This window comes from Gemella haemolysans, assembly GCF_012273215.1.
Lineage (GTDB): Bacteria > Bacillota > Bacilli > Staphylococcales > Gemellaceae > Gemella > Gemella haemolysans_A.
In genome coordinates this window covers 1,734,342-1,754,493 of record NZ_CP050965.1, presented here as the reverse complement: position 1 = coordinate 1,754,493, position 20,152 = coordinate 1,734,342, and the positions used below count along the sequence as shown (strand labels likewise).

Here is a 20,152-nt window from a genome sequence, read left to right as displayed (position 1 = left end):
CTATGGTTAAGAAAATAAAAAAAAATAGTTCATACAGCTATAATGATAGAAATATAAAACCAACACTAAGCGATGCTTCAGCGCCGGTTGAAACACCATTATTGGATGTTTATGGAGAAGAAGCTTCACCTGTAAAACGTCTAATTGCTTATTTAATCGACTTAGCAATCTACTTGCCAATAGCGATTATTTTCCAATATTCTACTGTGAACTTACGTGCACAAGGTGGAGCAGAAAATGAAAGAAACGCATTATATATGACACTTTCAATAGTTATTTTCGCAGTTCTGTTATATGGATACCTTCCACATAAATGGCAAGGACAAACTATTGGGAAAAAACTTCTTAAAGTACGAATAGTACCTACAGATAACAAAAAAATTGAATTTTCTAGATATTTAATTAGAGAATTTTTAATTAAAGTTACTATTGGTTGGGGAGCAGTGCCAATCTCTGCAATATTCTGGTTATATGAGAAATATGTACTTAAACGTAAGAACCCAATAATGCTATACGATAAGCTTCTGAATATGCGAGTTGTCGCGGCTACAGAACAACCAAAAGTAGAAAAAGTAAAAGAAGATAAAGAAAAATAATGAATAAGAACTAGTTGTTTGAGGGCTGCTATAGTCTAAAAGCAGCTAGTTTTTTGTTTTTATGTTAGATTTAACGTTCGTTTTGATAGTTGTTTTATGTTTTCTGTTTTATATTTTCGAAAAAAGTGTTAAAATATAAATGTTAAATTTATTATTTTAGAGTGGAGAAAAAATGTTAAAAATAGACAGACATAGTTATATCTTAAATGAATTGAAAAATAAACATTTGGTACGCGTTAGCAATCTTGCTCATGACATGAATGTTACAGAGATGACGATTCGCCGTGATTTGCAAGAATTAGAAGATTATGGGCATCTTACTAGAATACACGGTGGAGCGAAGTTAAAACCGAAAAACTTCTATCAAGAGGATAATTATAATAAGAAAATTTCTGTAAATGTTGAAGAGAAAAAACAAATTGCTAGAAAAGTATCAGAGCTTATAAAAGATAATGAGACTATTTTTATAGGACCAGGAAGTACTACGAGTTATTTAGCAGAGTATCTTCAAGATAGAGATATCAATATTGTGACGAATTCATTAACAGTATTCGAACAGTTTAAAGACAATCCATCTTGCGATCTTATTTTTATCGGAGGAAGATATCGTCAAAAAACAAAAGGATTTATCGGGTACTTCACGCAAGATGCACTTAGTAAAATTAGTGTAAATAAGGCGTTTGTTGGGGTAAATGGAATAGATTTAGAGAAGGTTACTATCTCTGATGAAGAAGAAGGACGTTGTAATGAAACGATTCTTAATAATGCGACTGAACGTTATGTTCTTGCGGACCATAGCAAATTTTCAACACATGCATTTTACACATTTTTCCAACTAAAAGACCTTACAGCAATTATCAGTGATGATGTCCTTGATGAAAATATAAAAGAGCAGTATAAAAAAGAAGTGGAGATATTATAATTAATATTTTTAAATAAAGTATTTTCTAAATAAAAACTTTTATAAAAAGACAATTCCAAAAAGGATGTACCGACCTCCCAAAAGTTAGTAGTGTAATTAATTTCTCTTGACAAAAAAAGAGAGGGATGCTAAAATTTTATTGATTATTCATATTTTAGTAATTTTAACTCATATTTCAGTAATTTTGGAGAGTGCTAATTGTTAGATATCATGAAAATCACGCTGATTTTCTCTATAATTTTATCAAAGAGAGAATCGAGAACTTTGAAAATTTAATAAATATATATGGAAGAGAGGGCAATATATGCAAAAAAGCAAAATAATACTGAAATTATTTTCAAAAATTTCAGCAGCAGTGATATTACTTTTATCATCTGTATCTATTTCTCTAGGTACAGTAAAAGCCAATGATACAACACCAAAAGAATTAACACAAGTTATTTCAAATGTTGAGCTTCTTGATGCTTCTGACACGAAACAAAATGTTGATTCTGAGGGGGATTATAATCTACGTACAGGTACCGCATATAAACTTCGTGTACCGTTTGATTTAAAAAAGTATAACGAAAATTTAAATAACGGGGATTATTTTACTTTTGATATTCCTGAACCAATGACAGTTTACTCTGATACACAACCATTAGTTGATCCAAATACAAATATTGAAATTGGAACAGCTGTTGTTACTTCAAATGGAATCAATAAAGGCGGAAAAGTAACGGTTACTTTGAAAAATTTGGATAAATATTTAGAAAAAACTGGTGGAGATAAAGTAAAAGATGTCTCAGGTAATTTTTCAGCTTCTTTCCGTTTCACTGAAGATCAAAATAAAACTCCAATTATTTTTAATTCTACAGCGATGCAACAAGAAGTTAGGCATACCTATAATACTAAGACAACTACAGGTCCAAAAATTGGTACTGAAAACTATGCAAAAGCCGGAGGGCAAAGTTCACGTACAGAATGGGATTCTCCAAAATTAGCAGCGATTGGTTCAACTAGTAAAGGAGATGTAGTTTCTAATTGGAGAGTACGTGTAAATACTGAAAAAGAAGATTTTGGAGAGAATATTATTCTTCATGATATAATCCCTAACGACGATCCTTCATATACTCCAGCACAGTATATCCCAGAATCTTTAAAGATTTATAAGGCAGATATCACAGGTGGAACGTCTGCTGTTCCAGCAGATGCAGAACTTATGGTTGAAGGTAAAGACTATACGGTTGCTTGGAATGAAAACTATACTTCTTTCGATGTAATTATTAAAGATGGAAAATCTTCTTATTTTATTACATATAACACTACTGCTCCGAATGATGGTACGAAAGTGGCAAATACAGTTGCTTTATCTAAAGCAGATGGAACAAAACTTGCTCAAAATACTAGTCGTCCAGGAGCTCTTAGTATGAAAGCTGAGGCAACTTCATTAATTTCTGGTACAATTGTAGCATCTACAGCTTATCAAATTAAAATTAATAAAACAGATGCTTTCACGCTAGCTCCTGTTTCAGGCGCTGTTTATACTGTTACTGCTGTAGATGATCCAACGGAGACTACAGAGGTAACAACTAACGAAAAAGGTTTTGCATTAACTAAAACTTATGATCAGAAATGGGAAGGTAAAACTTTCAAGATAAAAGAAAAAACAGCTCCAGCTGGATATACACTAGATGAAAAAGAATATACTCTTACATTAGGAGCGGCAGGTTCTACAATAAACCTTAAAGATAAACCAATTCCAGCACCTGTTAATATAACAGCTAAAAAAGTTGTTTCTGGACGTGAAGGAGAGCTACCTAAAGCAGATGAATTCACATTCAACCTATACTCAGCAAATAATTTAACTACACCTATCGCAACAGCTAAAACAAAAGCTGATGGATCTATTACATTTGAAAATATAGAAGTGAAAGGTGTAGGAGTTTACAATTATGTTATCAAAGAAGATACTACTAATGCAGTTCCAGGAGTGACCTTTGATGAAACAGCTAAAGAGGTTACAGTAAAAGCTGAATTCCAAGGTACTACTCTGAAGGCTTCTGTGACTTCACCTGAACAAACTTTTACAAATACATATAAAGCAGCTGAAACAAAAGCAACTATTACAGCAACAAAAGCACTAAACGGAAGCACACTAAAAGATGATCAATTTGAATTTGAACTAAAAGAGGGTGCTAAAGTAGTAGGAACAGCTAAAAACAAAGCAGACGGAACAGTTACTTTCGAAGATATTACATATACAGAAGCAGGAGTGCATACATATACTCTAACAGAGAAAGAAGGAACAGAAGGTGGGGTTACGTACGATAAAACTTCTCACGAAGTAAAAGTAGAAGTTACTGACAATGGACAAGGTAAATTAGTAGTGGCAGTAACAGGAAATAACCCAGCATTCACAAATACCTATAAAGCAGCTGAAACAAAAGCAACTATTACAGCAACAAAAGCACTAAACGGAAGCACACTAAAAGATGATCAATTTGAATTTGAACTAAAAGAGGGTGCTAAAGTAGTAGGAACAGCTAAAAACAAAGCAGACGGAACAATTACTTTCGAAGATATTACATATACAGAAGCAGGAGTGCATACATATACTCTAACAGAGAAAGAAGGAACAGAAGGTGGGGTTACGTACGATAAAACTTCTCACGAAGTAAAAGTAGAAGTTACTGACAATGGACAAGGTAAATTAGTAGTGGCAGTAACAGGAAATAACCCAGCATTCACAAATACCTATAAAGCAGCTGAAACAAAAGCAACTATTACAGCAACAAAAGCACTAAACGGAAGCACATTAAAAGATGATCAATTTGAATTTGAACTAAAAGAGGGTGCTAAAGTAGTAGGAACAGCTAAAAACAAAGCAGACGGAACAGTTACTTTCGAAGATATTACATATACAGAAGTAGGAGAACATGAATATACTGTAACAGAAAAAGCAGGAAATGAAGCAGGAGTTACATATGATTCAAAATCTTATACAGTAAAAGTAAAAGTTACTGACAATGGACAAGGACAACTTGAAGCAACAGTAACTGATAATAATCCAACTATTACAAATACATATAAAGCAGCTGAAACAAAAGCAACTATTACAGCAACAAAAGCACTAAACGGAAGCACACTAAAAGATGATCAATTTGAATTTGAACTAAAAGAGGGTGCTAAAGTAGTAGGAACAGCTAAAAACAAAGCAGACGGAACAGTTACTTTCGAAGATATTACATATACAGAAGCAGGAGTGCATACATATACTCTAACAGAGAAAGAAGGAACAGAAGGTGGGGTTACGTACGATAAAACTTCTCACGAAGTAAAAGTAGAAGTTACTGACAATGGACAAGGTAAATTAGTAGTGGCAGTAACAGGAAATAACCCAGCATTCACAAATACCTATAAAGCAGCTGAAACAAAAGCAACTATTACAGCAACAAAAGCACTAAACGGAAGCACACTAAAAGATGATCAATTTGAATTTGAACTAAAAGAGGGTGCTAAAGTAGTAGGAACAGCTAAAAACAAAGCAGACGGAACAATTACTTTCGAAGATATTACATATACAGAAGCAGGAGTGCATACATATACTCTAACAGAGAAAGAAGGAACAGAAGGTGGGGTTACGTACGATAAAACTTCTCACGAAGTAAAAGTAGAAGTTACTGACAATGGACAAGGTAAATTAGTAGTGGCAGTAACAGGAAATAACCCAGCATTCACAAATACCTATAAAGCAGCTGAAACAAAAGCAACTATTACGGCGACAAAAGCACTAAACGGAAGCACATTAAAAGATGATCAATTTGAATTTGAACTAAAAGAGGGTGCTAAAGTAGTAGGAACAGCTAAAAACAAAGCAGACGGAACAGTTACTTTCGAAGATATTACATATACAGAAGTAGGAGAACATGAATATACTGTAACAGAAAAAGCAGGAAATGAAGCAGGAGTTACATATGATTCAAAATCTTATACAGTAAAAGTAAAAGTTACTGACAATGGACAAGGACAACTTGAAGCAACAGTAACTGATAATAATCCAACTATTACAAATACATATAAAGCAGCTGAAACAAAAGCAACTATTACAGCTAAAAAAGTATTAGAAGGTAAAGTTTTAGAAGCAGACAAATATGAGTTTGAGCTAAAAGAAGGAACTAAAGTAGTAGGAACAGCTAAAAACAAAGCAGACGGAACAGTTACTTTCGAAGATATTACATATACAGAAGTAGGAGAACATGAATATACTGTAACAGAAAAAGCAGGAAATGAAGCAGGAGTTACATATGATTCAAAATCTTATACAGTAAAAGTAAAAGTTACTGACAATGGACAAGGACAACTTGAAGCAACAGTAACTGATAATAATCCAACTATTACAAATACATATAAAGCAGCTGAAACAAAAGCAACTATTACAGCTAAAAAAGTATTAGAAGGTAAAGTTTTAGAAGCAGACAAATATGAGTTTGAGCTAAAAGAAGGAACTAAAGTAGTAGGAACAGCTAAAAACAAAGCAGATGGAACAGTTACTTTCGAAGATATTACATATACAGAAGTAGGAGAACATGAATATACTGTAACAGAAAAAGCAGGAAATGAAGCAGGAGTTACATATGATTCAAAATCTTATACAGTAAAAGTAAAAGTTACTGACAATGGACAAGGACAACTTGAAGCGAAAGTAACAGGAGATGGAGATAATGTGACGTTTATAAATAAATATAATAAACCAACCCCAGAAAAACCTGTAGATCCAAAAGATCCAAAAGATCCAAAAGATCTAAAACCTAAGAAACCATTACCAAATACAGGAGCTACTGATTCACCAGTATTACCAGGTCTTTTAGGATTTGCACTTATGGCAGTATCTTCATTCTTATACCGTGCTAAAAATAATAACTAATAAACAAAAAAGAGAGAATAAAAGTTCTCTCTTTTTTTAGGTTAAATAAAAATATAGAGGCTAAACCTATAAAAATGATTTATTATTGACTTGAAGTAAAAAATTTGATAAAATATGAATGAACATAAAAATAAATTCATTCAAAAAAAGAAAGGGGGGAAGAAATTGGATAAAAAACAATTATTAAAGCAAGCTGCTTATAATGTTTTTTCTAATAAAGGCTATAAAGCAACAGTAATTTCAGAAGTTGCCAAACAAGCTGGTATGGCAGTAGGTTCTTTCTATAATTACTATGAAAGTAAAGAAGAAATTTTTCTAGATGTTTATATAGAGGAAAATAATCGTATTCGACAAGTTATAATGAATGATATTGATTGGGAAGGGGATGTGGTTGAACTTATAGGTCAACTTTTTGGACAATCAAGAAGTTTGATTTCATCTAATAAAATTTTAGCAGAATGGTATAATCCTGCTATTTCTAATGAGTTGCATAGCTATTATTCTTCAGAAGAAGGTAAAGCTTCAAATCCATTCCATCAGTTTTTAATAGAAACCTTTACTAAACGTATGATGATGGAGGGGTACTCTCAAGAAAAAATCCAAGAGGTTTTAGAAGTTTATCATCTTTTTTACTATATAGATATGAATATTACAGAAAAAGATATACCCAACGTTAATCAGACAATAGAAACACTAGCAACTTATTTTGTAAAAGGATTATTTAAATAAAGAATGACAATTCTTTATTTTTTAAACATATATGAATGAATAACAAATAATATTCATTCATATTTATAAAAATAATATATTTACAACTATATAAAAGTATTTTATTAACTATAAAACTGTTCTTGATTTAGCTTTATAATTTTTTAAAAAAAGATAAACGCATATATTATTAACTATAAAATTTTTGAAAGAGGAAGAAAATGAAAAGAGGTAAAAAAATGTTAACTATTATTCTTATTACAACAGTGGCTCTAGGGCTAACAACGTGGGGAGTATTTGCGTTTCTTGGCCGCAGTCAAACTTTATCGGTCAAATCAATAGAAAATGATAGTGATGATCTATATGTTGTTCGATTGGAAAAACCAGATAATATGACTTGGGAACCAGGTTCTTATGTGAAAATCACCATACCTGAAGTAAAGGATAGCAAGCAAAATAACAGATGGCTTACTATTGCATCTAATCCTGAAGAAAAAGAGATTATGATTTTAACACATAATAGAGGAAGTGTTTATAAGAAAAACTTGACTAGCTTGCAGGTGGGAGCGAAAGTTGAGGTGAGTTGGTTAGGTGGAAACTTAGAGATTGCAGATAATCAAGAACCTATTATTTGTTTTGCATCTGATGTTGGCGTTGCAGCAATGAGACCGATTGTTAAAGAATGGAACTCTAAACGTACAATTATACTTAACCATCTAGATAAAGGGGTAAATATTTTTAATAACGAACTGATAGAGTTATCAAGTAAAGGAAAAGACTTTATTTATGAAACTAGTGAGAGTATAGAACAAAGTCAAGAAAAACTAAAAAAAGCAGTGGGTATATACGGGAACAATGCTATATATTTATTATCAGGTCAACCTGATGATGTTAAAACTATGGAAAATTTTTTAGAAAATAACGGAATAAATAAGAAAAAAATAAAAACAGACAGTTTCAGAGGTCTGAAGTAAAGATTATAAAAAACTCCCGAAAACTTGTATATTGAGTTTTCGGGAGTTTAATATATTTAAAATATAGATTCTATTTTATTTAAAAATAGAAGTTTTAAAGCTATTTGTTTGTTGAAGAAGTTTTTTGTATAGTTTTTCTTTAAGTGCAACAGTGTTGTCAGATTTAACTGATCCATTTTTAAGAGTAGCTTTATCTTTTTCAACAGCTGCAGCAAATGCATTCTTCAAGTCTTCATAACTACTGTATGTAGTACCGTCGATTGTAACAGGGTTAAATCCTGATTTAGCTTTATCCACAACTTCTTTGAAGTATGCTTTCTTCCAAGCTTCTAGAGAAGTGAATTTACCATCAGAAATTTTCTTGATGATGAAGTCATCACCTAAAGTAGCGTTACCAGCTTTTTTAGATTCAGCTTTTAACATATTTGAAGCGTAGTTTAGGAATCCTTTTTCGTATCCATAGTAACCCCAAATTCTGAATGTGTTATGTTTGAATGACATTGCTCCTGGAGCACCTTCACTTGTGTTACCTCCGTAGATACCTGCAGTTATAGGTACAGTTACGTAGGCAGTTCCAAATCCAGTTGGATCGTATGTATTATTACCTGGACCGTGTTTAGTCATGAAGTTGTGATCTACTAAGTCGTCAACAGAGTTTAATGCATAACCTTTTTCTTCTTCGTTAAGATTTCTAACTTCATCGTATTGGTTCTTTGTATTAGCTCCACGTAATTTCTTAGCAACTTTCTTGAACCAAGCGTTGTTTAATTCTTTGCTTCCTTTACCAAGTACGGCTTCTCCTTCAAGGTAATCAAGAAGCATTAGAGTATCGTTGAAACCTTTCATGTAATGATCGATTTCTGCACGAGATGCAAGATCGTTTGGATTAGTGTTATACCATTGGTTTCCGTCGTTTGGACGTTCGTATGCCATGTTTAATCCAAGTGCTTTAAAGTCACCGTTTGGACTTGTTTCAGCAGGAGATTGTAACATACCTTGTGCGAATGCTTCTAAGTCAGTTCCTTCACGGTGTCTTGAACCACCTAAGTAAACCATACGGTCATTTACGTGAGTAGTTTCGTGAGTGAATGCAGAGATACCGAAGTCACTAATCATACTAGTAACCATGAAGAATACTGAATCATCTTTGTAAGGGTTACCGTAAACACGAGCTACTGCTCCCATACGCCAGTCAGTTGCGTGATAACGACCTGTTGGTCCATATAGTTCGCGAACTGGAGCAATGTCTTTACCGCTGTTAGTGTGACCGTATTTGTCAGTACCTTCTGGATAGTTTTGGTTATCTAGTACTGGTGTTGGTACCATGTTATTGCTCTTAAGTAGTTGATTACGAACTTTATCTAATGATAGACGAGACCAGAAGTCTAGGTAATTTTGTTGAGCTTTTGCTACTTTATCGATTTCTTTCTTGAATGCTTCACGTTCTGCTTCAGTATTCTTACCATATTTTTCAAATGAACTGTAAGCCATAGTATTATACGTTGAGATTAAGAACATATGAGCATCTTTTAAGTTTAATAGTGGAAGGATCATCTTACCGTGAACATCATTATTTAATCCTTCATAAGCTCTGTGTTTCTTATCTGCGAATTCAGGTGTTGTTGTTTTCGGTTCGACAACATATACATTATCTTTAGTTGCTTTTATGAACCAATCGTTTAAGTCAGTATCACTTGTGAATAGACGCATGTTATAGTCTAAGAAACTGTTTAACTCACCTATACCAATAGTTCCACCGATAGTTTCGCGATAAGCTTCTAAAGTTCTATCACCTTTAATGTTACTTTCTTTAGAACCAACTTTAATCAAGAAGTCTAAGACGTTAACGTTCTTACCGTAGAAGTCAGGTTTGAATAACATTAACTCTTTAATGTTAAAGTCATCGAATTTAACACCGTAGTAACGGTTTAGGTAAGCTAATCCAAGAAGAACTGCAGCCTTATTGTCATCAATTTTCTTAATTAATGCACGTTTAGCAGCTTTATCAGTGTTAAGTTGATGATCTTCATTTTGAACTAACTTAGTAACGAATTTGTTAAGGTTATCTTTAACGTACTTGAAGCTTTCTTCTAAGTAAAGATCCTTAATTGCATTTACTTTGTTACCACCTGTTCTTCCTAAGTGTTGATAAATAGGGTCAGATTGTAATTCTATTGGACTTAATTTGCTTTCAATAGCACTGATTAAATCGCTACGCTCTTTATCAACGATGTTAGGAGTGTAAACTATTTCTCCAAGTTCAGCGATGCTATATTCTTTAACTTGTTTCACTTGAGATTCTTTAGGTGAGATGTTAAAGATTTCTTTTGTCTTATCAGCGTAGTGGACGATGATGCGGTTGGCATCACCAAGTTCAGTTACGAATTCATTATCTTTCATTGCAGTAACAGATAATACCGCTGTAGTTAATAATTTAGAACCAGCTGGAATCTTGTTACCTTGGTTAACAATCCACTCTTTATTGTAGAATGGTTGAAGTTTTTCAATGTTACGGTAAGCAAGTTCGCGCTCAGCGTTGTAGTCTTCTGTATCTTTATAAGTGTCAGCTTTTGGTTTAATGTTGTTAAGAGTATTAACTACTGGTTCGTTAATTGCATATTCATGAGCAGTGATTCCCATTTTAGCGAATTTTTCTAATGCTTGAGCTTCTGTAATACCTTTAATTTGTTTAGATTTGTTGTATGAAGATAATCCTGTAGCTACATCAGTTACATAAAAGTTATTCTTGAAGTTATCGAATCCGAAGTATGAATCTCCAGTGTCAACTGAACTTGCTCCATACATGATTTCTCCGTTTGTAACTTTCATCATACTAACGTTGTTTTCAACCCATCCCCAGTCATAGTTTTCGTGGATTAAACCACCACTTTGACCGTGGTTTTTAAGTGTCATAGTACCTTTAACAAATGAATTTGTTAATCTACCACGTTGTTTGAAATCGTTAGGGTTTCCACCGTGGTTAACTTTAGCGACAAGTCCACCGAATTTAGAGTTGTTACCTACAATATCACCATCGAAATAGACGCTATCTGTATTACTTCTCCAGCTTTCACTTACAAGTCCTCCAGACCACCAAGATTTATCCCCAAGGCTGTTAATCTTCCCGATAAATGCAACGTTACGCATATTTGATTCATCAAGTTTGTTAACCATACCGGTAACATCGTTGTTACCTACAACATTACCTGTTACCTTAATATTTTCGATATTTGAGTTTTTGAACATTTCACCAAGAGGTGCAACTTTATTTTCTCCAGGTAAATTAATATCTACATTACCTAAGTTAATATCATGAACATGGGCATTTTCGACTCTACCAAATAGAGGGCGTGCTAAGTTGTGGATAGTAAATCTACCACCATCATTACTTAGTAGTTTACCTTTGAATGTTGTAGTTACATAAGATTTTCCGTTAGGTTTTACGTTTGCTGCATTAAGATCTGCACCAAGTTTAAACTCTCCAGTAGGGTTAGCTTGTATGTCTTTTACAAGTTCGTTGAAGTTATAGTAAACATTACCTTCTTTTAATTTTTGTTTTTCGAAGTAATGAACGTACTCATTTGCTAATTTAGAAGAATCTGTGTGTTGAACTAAATCAGGAGCTGTTGCAGTAACTTTGTATAAAGTTTTTCCATCTTTAACTACTTCTTCAATCTTATCAACAGAAAGTCTTGTTACTTTATTATCGTGAGTTGTAACTCGTAGGTAAAGTGGAGCAACATTTGCTGGTTTTTCTGAAAGTAGACTGATGTCCGTTTCAGCCCCCGCATCATCAACACTTATTAAACTTGTTTCTTTAATATTTTTAATTTCAACTTTTTTAAGATCTAATTGAATTGGTTGATCAGCTAATGTTTCAGTTTCTTCACCATTACCTCTATCGTAAACCATAGTAGTAGATAGAGTGTATTCTTGATAGTATTTCAGATTATCTAATAAAGCATTTAGATTATCTTCTGTTAGATTTACAGCCTTAACAACTTGTCCATCTTTTTTCAGAGTAGCTGTGATTGATTTGATTTTTGTCTTAGTTGGATTTTCCAGAGAATACTTAGCAACTACTTCTTTATCTAATACTTTTTTGTCAGTATCTACGAATTTTAGTATTGGTTTCTCAGTTAATGGAACTAAGTTTTTGATAGCTTCTTCTAATTTTTCAGTAGCTGCATTTACTTTGCTTTGAGTAGTAGCTTCAACTGCATTTATAAGGTTTGCTGCTGCAAGTGCTTCCTCTAAAGCTTTCAATGTTTGAGTAGTGTATTCTTCTTTACGTTTGTTTTTAGCTGTGTTAATAGCAGTTTGTAATGCAGTTTTATCTACAGCAAGAGCTTTAATAGCATCTTGAAGAGCTTTAGTAGCGGTATCTATTTCACTTTGTTTAGGAAGTGGAGTAGTTTGGTTGTTGATTTCTTTAGCTTTAATTTCAGCATTTTTGAATTCATTCCAAGTTGTAGGGCTATAGTTAGCTTCTTGTTTAGTGGCTGCATCTTTTATTTGTGATTGTAATTTTGTTTTGTCAACATTAAGAGCGTCGATAGCGGCTTTAAGTTTTTTAGCTGCCTCATCGATTTGAGCTTGAGTAGCAGTAGCATTGTCTTCTACTGCTTGAGCAGCTTTTTTCGCTTCTTCTAATGCAGACCAAGTTGCAGGGCTGAAGTCTGTAGAGACTTTAGAGTTAGCATCTGCTAGTTGTTTTTCAAGTTCAGTCTTATTTGTGTTTAATCCTGCGATAGCGGCTTTAAGTTTTTCGTTAATGTGATCAACTTCGCTTTGTTTTGCTGCAGGGTTGTTTGTAACTTTTTCAGCTTCAGCTAATACAGATTGAAGGTTTGTCCAAGATGCATCACTGTAGTGTTCTTTAGTTTTTGATTTTGCATCAGCGATAGTTTTGTTTAAGTCTGTTTTGTCGACATTAAGAGCATCGATAGCAGCTTTAAGTTTCGCTGTTTCACTGTCTACTTCAGGTTGTTTAACACTATCAGAAGAGTAGACGTTTTGTGCAGCTTCTAAAATTGGTTTAAGAGCGTTGTAGCTTGCAGCTGAATAATCAGCAGGAACAAATGCAAGAGCTCTATCGATTTGAGCTTTTAGTGCTGTTTTGTCAACTTTTTCCTCGGGTTTTGGAGTTTCCGGCTGAGGAGTGGGTTTAATTTCCACAGGTTTTGGAGTTTCCGGTTGAGGAGTAGGTTTAGTTTCCACAGGTTTTGGAGTTTCCGGCTGAGGAGTAGGTTTAGTTTCCACAGGTTTTGGAGTTTCCGGTTGAGGAGTGACTTCTTCCTTAGTTCCAATGGCGATAACCTTGTTTACAGGTTGTTTTGTAATTGAAGTTTTGATAACTTTTCTAGATTGTTTACCATTAACAGTAGTTACTTCGCTGAATACGATTTGTTCACCGCTAACTCCTTCTTGAACAACTTTAGTTTGTCCTTTAGGTAAAGTAGCATCAGGTTGCTTGATAGTTTGGAAAGGAACAACTTCAGTAGTAGATTTAAGTTCAGGTTTGTTTTCAACTGTAACTTTAGGTGTTTCCTCGGTAGGTGTCTTGTGATCTACTGTAGGTGTTGGAGTTGGTTGTGTTGGTTTTGGAAGAACTTTTTGTTCAGCTTGAGGTAAAGCACCTAAATCGCTAAGAGTAAAGTATCCAACATAGCGATAGCCATCGATGTTGATTACACCGTTCGCAAGCTCTGCAGAATTAGCTACTGTTGTTTGTGTGTTGTATTGCACTAATTCTTTGTTTTCGAAGGCGAATGATTGGTAAGGCATAACGATGCTTTGTCCCATAGCCCCGATTAACACAACGCTAAGAACTTTGTTTCTGTGTTTTTTCGACATTAAAAGAACTACTAATATTGCAGTACCGATTCCAAGTCCTGCTACAGGAAGTGAACTTTGTCCAGTATTTGGTAATGATTTTAATTCTGTAGGTTTAGTAGAAGTTTGTGCTTCTTTTTTATAAACCATGTAGTATGTTTCGTTGTTTTTTATATCGTTCGGAATACTTCTTTTAATTAAAGTTTTCTCAGCTTCGGTCAATTCATTTTCAGCTAGATAAGTATATTTAACACTTGTGTTGTTTTCGTTGGCAAGTGCTTCGCTTGGTGCATGACTTCCAAAAAATAAAGCCCCGATAACGACCGGTGCTGCACCAAGAGATAATTTTCTAATTGAAAACTTTAAAATTTTATTATTATTTTTATTTTTCAATCGCATGAAATTATTTTCTCCTATATATTTTTTAGTTACCTCTTAATTTTATCAAAAAACCAAGTTTAAAGCAATTAATAGAGCTTGAAAAATAGTGTGTAAAGTGCATTAATTTTATATTTCTATAACAATTTCAGTATAAAAATATTAGATTCTCACATGATAATAAAACAAATATAACACCAAAAAACAACTGTACTAGTACTGCGGAACAATAACTAGTAAAATATAAATATAATTAATTTTATTTTTTAAGAAATTATTTAGGAAAGATATCTTTTGTAGATGTTGTTATGGAAAGGTTGGGTTGAAGTAAGTTTGTTTTACGTTGGAAATTTTATAATAGTAATTTAGTTTAATTAGTTTCAGGATTGTTGAAATAGTTGCAAGGATAAAGAATCTATGATATAATATTTACATAAGTTGTATTAGTACAGTTTAAAATATGTAAACTTTTGAATAAATTTTTAAAATAAAATCAGAAAGGACGATTTTTATGGGTAAGGATACAACCAAGAAAAAGAAAATCAAACAAAATTCAGTGGTAAAAAAAGCAATAAGCCTAGAGACATTTGTCTTCCTAGCTATATTTTTCCTAATATTTGGTCTAATGGCTAGAAAAATGGGAACACCACTTATGTTTAAAACGATGATGGCAACAGCCCATGATTTACTGCTTAATACAGTATTTTTCATTATGGCAATGGCCGTTATCGCAGGTGCTATTAGTGCGCTTCTATCAGAATTTGGTGCAATAGCATTAATTAACAAGATTTTTGCACCTCTTATGAAACCACTTTGGGGAATGCCTGGAGCGAGTGTTACAGGTGCGGTAGCTACATATCTATCAGATAACCCAGCTATTATTCCATTTGCGAAAGATAAAAGATTTACCTCTTTCTTTAAAAAATATCAAGTGCCAGCCCTATGTAACTTAGGAACAGCTTTTGGTATGGGACTTATCGTAACGATGTTTATGATGGGACAAGGAGAAGGATTCATCAAAGCAGCGATCATCGGTAATGTTGGAGCAATCCTAGGTAGTATTATAAGTGTTCGTTTAATGTTAATAGAGACTAGAAAATACTATGGTGAAGAAGCAGAAGAGCCAGCGATTGAATTAGCTGAAGGTGATGATAGACCGGATAAAGTAAGAATAGTACGTGATGGAAATATGTTCCAGCGAGTGCTAGATACTGTTTTAGAAGGTGGTAAAACAGGGGTTGAAATGGGTCTAGCAATCATTCCAGGGGTGCTTATAGTATGTACTTTCGTAATGATGTTAACATTCAAAATGCCAGCTGGAGGATATACAGGTGCGGCATATGAAGGTGTTGGATTCTTACCTTGGTTAGGAGAGAAACTAACATTCATTCTAGAACCGCTATTTGGATTCCATTCTGCAGAAGCAATTGCCTTCCCAATTACAGCCTTAGGAGCAGTAGGAGGAGCAATCTCATTAGTACCAGAATTCTTGAAGAATGGATTAATTGGAGCGAATGATATTGCGGTATTCACAGCGATGGGTATGTGTTGGAGTGGATACTTAAGTACTCACATCGGTATGATGGATGCTCTTGGAGTGCGTAAATTATCTTCAAAAGCGATTGTATCACATACAATAGGTGGTCTAGCAGCGGGAGTTATAGCTCACTACTTATTCGTATTGTTAGGGTAGTAAATAAAAAATAACAGATTGAATTAAGAAGGCGTAACATTTTTGGTTGCGTCTTTTTTATATCTAAAATAAATTATGTGACTTAAGGAGTATATTTAGCGGTTAAGTTTATGATTATAGTTGCGAAAATATACTAAGTTTGCTATAGTATAGTTGATTATAAAATTAAGAATTTATGGAGAAAAATAATGAAGAAAGAGAATTTTAAAAAAAGACAGAATTTCTCAATAAGGAAGTATAAGATGGGAGCTTGTTCAGTGTTATTAGGAACAAGTTTGTTTTTATCTTTAAACTATACTGATGAAGTAAAAGCGGCAGAAGTGCAAGAGGTTACCACTCACGCGGTAGATAAGGATAGTTTATCAGAACAAATAAAAAATCAATTGAAAGTTTTTGAAGAAAATAAAATAGAAGTAGAAGAAGGCAAAGAATATTATTTTGTTTATAGAAAAAATAATTTATTACCGAATACTGGTCATATTCCAACAGGAACGTTAGCTCTAGGTGGAGCATTGTTATTGGTGTGTTTAACGTTGATTAAAAAGAAAAAAGGGAAATTGATCTTTTTAGTTAGTATGTTAACTGTCAGTGGTAATTTAAGTCAAGTGATGGCTTTTGAAGATTTTAAAGAAATCCAACCAGTGATGATAAAAACTTCAATAGGTGGAATGTTGCCAAGTCCAGAGGAAATACCTGGTTATAGTTTTACGGGTTACTATTTTGAAATAGGGAAAACATATACAAACAAAAGTAGTTCTATCAAGATAGGAAAACAAGGAGAGTTTACTCCTGGAGTAGTAGAGGAAAAAATCGGTGTAGAGGAGAAAGTTGTAGTAAGTGAGAAAGGAGAACCATTAGTACAGCCTGAGAATCCGATAGGTGTAGTAAGCGAGAAAGGCGAACCCTTAGTACAACCAGAGAATCCGATAGGTGTAGTAAGCGAGAAAGGCGAACCATTAGTACAGCCTGAGAATCCGATAGGTGTAGTAAGCGAGAAAGGCGAACCATTAGTACAGCCTGAGAGTCCGATAGGTGTAGTAAGTGAGAAAGGCAAACCTTTAGTACAACCTGAGAATCCAGAAGCAGTAGTAAGTGAGAAAGGAGAATCTTTAGTGCAACCTGAGAATCCAGAGTTAGAGGTAAAACCAACTCCGGAACAACCGATACCAGATGTAAAGCCACTGCCAGATGAAAAACCAATTCCAGACGAAAAACCAGTACCGGAGGAAGAGGATAAAGTAGACGTAAAGCCGACTATACCAAATCCAATAACTACCGAAAAAGAACTGGACTATAAAACAATTTATAAAGCATCGTCAGATCTAAATTATACTGGGCAACAAGAAGAAACACCAGGGGAAAAAGGTAAGGAAGTGACTACTACTTCATATACTCTTGATAAATCTACTGGAAAAATAGTAGAAAATATTTCTACAAAAATAGAAAAACAACCAGTAAATAGAGTTGTTAAAGTTGGGAATGTTGAGAAAATAGTAAGACCTATAGAAATCACTGAATTGAAAAAAGACGATTCTGAGCTTCCGAAAGGAAAAGAAGTTATTAAAGAAGTAGGAGAAGAAGGTGAAATAACAACGACTAAAACTTATGAAGTTAATCCTGAAACTGGAAAATTAACTAATTCAACAGAAAAAACTGAAACAACTAGAGCTATGCGACAAAAAGTAATCTTAGTTGGAACTAAAGAAAACAAACCGCATTTACTACCAGTTAATAGCGAATTAGAAAATGCAGTGAATGTAACAGAAGCTAGTTCTAGAATGAAAACTATAAATTTATTAACGGATGAAAAATTAAAATCACAACTAACGCCATCAGATACAGAAATAAATCGAGATTTATACTTGAAACGAAAAGAACTACAAAAAACTAATCCAGCTATAACTGATGCAGAAGTAAAAGAAGTTTTACGAAAAGAGTATCTAGAAAAATTATCAATTAAAGAAACGTTAGAAGAGACTAAAACAGATTTAGATGCTAGGTTGAAAAAAGTTGCGGCGCACACGTTGAGCATTATTGGAGACACTCCACAAAATAGAGAAAAAGTAAAACGTGATATTGAAGATAATAAAGAGAAAATACTATTAGGATTATCATATATAAATAGATTTTATAATATTGATTTTGGTGATACTAATATTCGTGATATATTAGCGTATAACCCAAGTTCGTTTGGTAAGAAAAATGTTACTTCTCTAGAATGGTTAAAACATCTTGGATCTATGAGCTATGATGAACTGAAACTTACTAATAGTCCAAAAACATTTGAGAAATATTTCGAGAAAATCACAGACAAACCAACATTATTAGAATTCTTAGATTACAATAGAACTACATTTACTAATATGGATGGGGACACGTGGTTGAAGAAAGCTAGTCGAGCTATTGTAGTTGAAAAAACTTCGAAACAAAAATCTGATGAAAAGGTCGGGTTATATACTAAATTAACTACTGATCCTGAAAAGTATGGAGCTGAAGGACTTCAAATAAATAATAGAAAACAACAAAATATTGCTACATTGTTAGGTTTGGTGAACATTAAAGAACCAAGCGTGTATGCTATAACTAATATAGCGACGGTAACCTACGGAAACATCGGAACATATATGGATACTTCTTTAGAGAAAACAAATAAAGCTAAGTACACCGAAGATCTTAATAAGGTTAAAGAATTGATAGAACTAACAGCGACAAGACAAGCTAATTATGTTGATACTTTATATAGAATAACAAAAGCAGAAAATCGCTCGAAACTAATTACCAATAGAGTGATTGTAGATACGATGAAAAAATATACGCCTAATGAGTTTGCTGGAATAGCGACAACATGGTCTAAAGAATCAGGACCAACAGCAGATAAAGGGGTTAAAGATTTCATGACTCCTCTAGGGCTGTACTCACCATCACAAATTGTAGGTGCAGAAGCAAACGGTGTGGGTGTACGTTACTTCATAGATAGAGTTCTAGATGATAGGGGATCAGCGACTTATTCTCATGAAATGACGCATTTGTTAGATAGAACGGTATTATTCAATAATCATGGTCGTCGAGATGGTACAGCTGCGGAATTTTATGCTCGAGGAATCTTCGAAAATTCGTATACACCAGAAAAAGATACATATTTCAACTTAAACTTCGTTTATGATGAAAGTAATAAGAATGGATTTTATAATAAAAAACCAGATAGATTTAAGACGGATGCAGATTTGAAATCTTATATGCATGGAAGTTTTGATGTACTATATAGTTTAGATTATCTAGAAGCGGAAGCGACAAGTAAGCTTTCAGTAGAAGATAAAACTAAATACTTCAAAAAAATAACGCCGATAAAAACAACAGGGGTGAGAACACCTGTAACATATGCAAATCCAGCAGTTCAAGCTACGCATAATAGTGAAAGAATCTCAGAAATCACTTTAGATGAAGCAAGAAAGCTATCGGATATCAATAGTCTAATTGACAATAACATTCTTGTGAATCGTTATATTATAAATGGATTTAATGGCAAAGGTGATGTAAAAGCTAATGGATATTATTTTGTAGATATGTTTGATACGATTTTCGGAGTTAGTGAAAATGATAAAGGTATGAGTGGGGATATTACATTCAGAAAACAAGCCTTTGAACTTATGGGAGCCTTAGGCTATTATGAAGGATTTGTACCTTATGTATCGAATCAATATAAAAACCAAGCTGAAGCAGCAGGTAAACCGTTATCTGATAAATATATTTTCGAAAAAATCTTAGGAAAATCATATGTAGCCTTCAAAAAAGATCAAATTAATGAACGTGTTGCAAAATTAGATAGGTTGAAATCTATTACGATAAATTACAACGGAAGAGAAGAAGTAATAAACAGCCCAGCGAAACTAAAACAGCTTATGGAGCAGGCTGTTCGTGATGAAGTAGCTCAAATAAAAGCAGGAAACACAACAGCGGCGAAACTTTCGTATATAGAAACTCCAGTACAAAAACTTAAAAAAGAAATATACAAAGCATACTTAAAACAATCACAAGACTTTACAGAGTCTATTTATAAAAATTAAAGAAAATAGCCAGGAAGGTGGATTTAAAATTTATCTTCTTGGCTAATTTGTTATTTAAAAAATAAGTGTATGTTTA

8 protein-coding genes are annotated in these 20,152 nt (G+C 33.4%); 7 read left to right on the top strand and 1 reads right to left on the bottom strand.

Features of this window, described 5'->3' with window-relative positions; genetic code table 11:
- The first annotated feature begins 2 nt into the window (after positions 1 to 2).
- The 5 genes from FOC48_RS08270 (at position 3) to FOC48_RS08250 (ending at position 8,106) form a co-directional block, all read left to right on the top strand.
- Positions 3 to 596, top strand: a complete 594-nt coding sequence (locus tag FOC48_RS08270) for an RDD family protein (RefSeq protein WP_003147663.1) — start codon at positions 3 to 5, stop codon at positions 594 to 596.
- A 172-nt stretch (positions 597 to 768) separates the two neighbouring features.
- Complete coding sequence (locus FOC48_RS08265) at positions 769 to 1,518, top strand: DeoR/GlpR family DNA-binding transcription regulator (RefSeq protein ID WP_003147665.1); 750 nt, start codon at positions 769 to 771, stop codon at positions 1,516 to 1,518.
- A 304-nt stretch (positions 1,519 to 1,822) separates the two neighbouring features.
- Positions 1,823 to 6,424 (top strand): Spy0128 family protein, encoded by a 4,602-nt coding sequence (locus FOC48_RS10035; protein WP_172497927.1) that lies wholly within the window; start codon positions 1,823 to 1,825, stop codon positions 6,422 to 6,424.
- Positions 6,425 to 6,589: 165 nt separating this feature from the next.
- Entirely contained in the window at positions 6,590 to 7,153 is a 564-nt protein-coding gene (locus FOC48_RS08255; protein ID WP_035467178.1) for a TetR/AcrR family transcriptional regulator, read from the top strand.
- Positions 7,154 to 7,353: 200 nt separating this feature from the next.
- On the top strand, positions 7,354 to 8,106 hold the full coding sequence (locus FOC48_RS08250) for an FAD-dependent oxidoreductase (RefSeq protein WP_003147669.1): 753 nt from the start codon (positions 7,354 to 7,356) through the stop codon (positions 8,104 to 8,106).
- Between the two features lie 75 nt (positions 8,107 to 8,181).
- Here FOC48_RS08250 and FOC48_RS08245 read toward each other — a convergent pair whose 3' ends face one another.
- Positions 8,182 to 14,340, bottom strand: a complete 6,159-nt coding sequence (locus FOC48_RS08245) for a ZmpA/ZmpB/ZmpC family metallo-endopeptidase (RefSeq protein WP_003147670.1) — start codon at positions 14,338 to 14,340, stop codon at positions 8,182 to 8,184.
- Positions 14,341 to 14,830: 490 nt separating this feature from the next.
- Between FOC48_RS08245 and FOC48_RS08240 the strand changes: the two genes are divergently transcribed.
- Positions 14,831 to 16,012: a CD0519/CD1768 family membrane protein gene (locus FOC48_RS08240; RefSeq protein WP_003147671.1), complete on the top strand. Its 1,182-nt coding sequence runs from the start codon at positions 14,831 to 14,833 to the stop codon at positions 16,010 to 16,012.
- A 188-nt stretch (positions 16,013 to 16,200) separates the two neighbouring features.
- A complete protein-coding gene (locus FOC48_RS08235) occupies positions 16,201 to 20,076 on the top strand; it encodes a ZmpA/ZmpB/ZmpC family metallo-endopeptidase (protein WP_003147672.1) in 3,876 nt (1,291 codons plus the stop codon).
- Positions 20,077 to 20,152 lie beyond the last annotated feature (76 nt).

Excerpts from the sequence above, each read along its gene's own strand:
- FOC48_RS08245 (WP_003147670.1), bottom strand. The coding sequence starts at position 14,340 with ATGCGATTGAAAAATAAAAATAATAATAAAATTTTAAAGTTTTCAATT.
- FOC48_RS08240 (WP_003147671.1), top strand. The coding sequence starts at position 14,831 with ATGGGTAAGGATACAACCAAGAAAAAGAAAATCAAACAAAATTCAGTG.
- FOC48_RS08235 (WP_003147672.1), top strand. The coding sequence starts at position 16,201 with ATGAAGAAAGAGAATTTTAAAAAAAGACAGAATTTCTCAATAAGGAAG.
- FOC48_RS08250 (WP_003147669.1), top strand. The coding sequence starts at position 7,354 with ATGAAAAGAGGTAAAAAAATGTTAACTATTATTCTTATTACAACAGTG.
- FOC48_RS08265 (WP_003147665.1), top strand. The coding sequence starts at position 769 with ATGTTAAAAATAGACAGACATAGTTATATCTTAAATGAATTGAAAAAT.
- FOC48_RS08270 (WP_003147663.1), top strand. The coding sequence starts at position 3 with ATGGTTAAGAAAATAAAAAAAAATAGTTCATACAGCTATAATGATAGA.
- FOC48_RS10035 (WP_172497927.1), top strand. The coding sequence starts at position 1,823 with ATGCAAAAAAGCAAAATAATACTGAAATTATTTTCAAAAATTTCAGCA.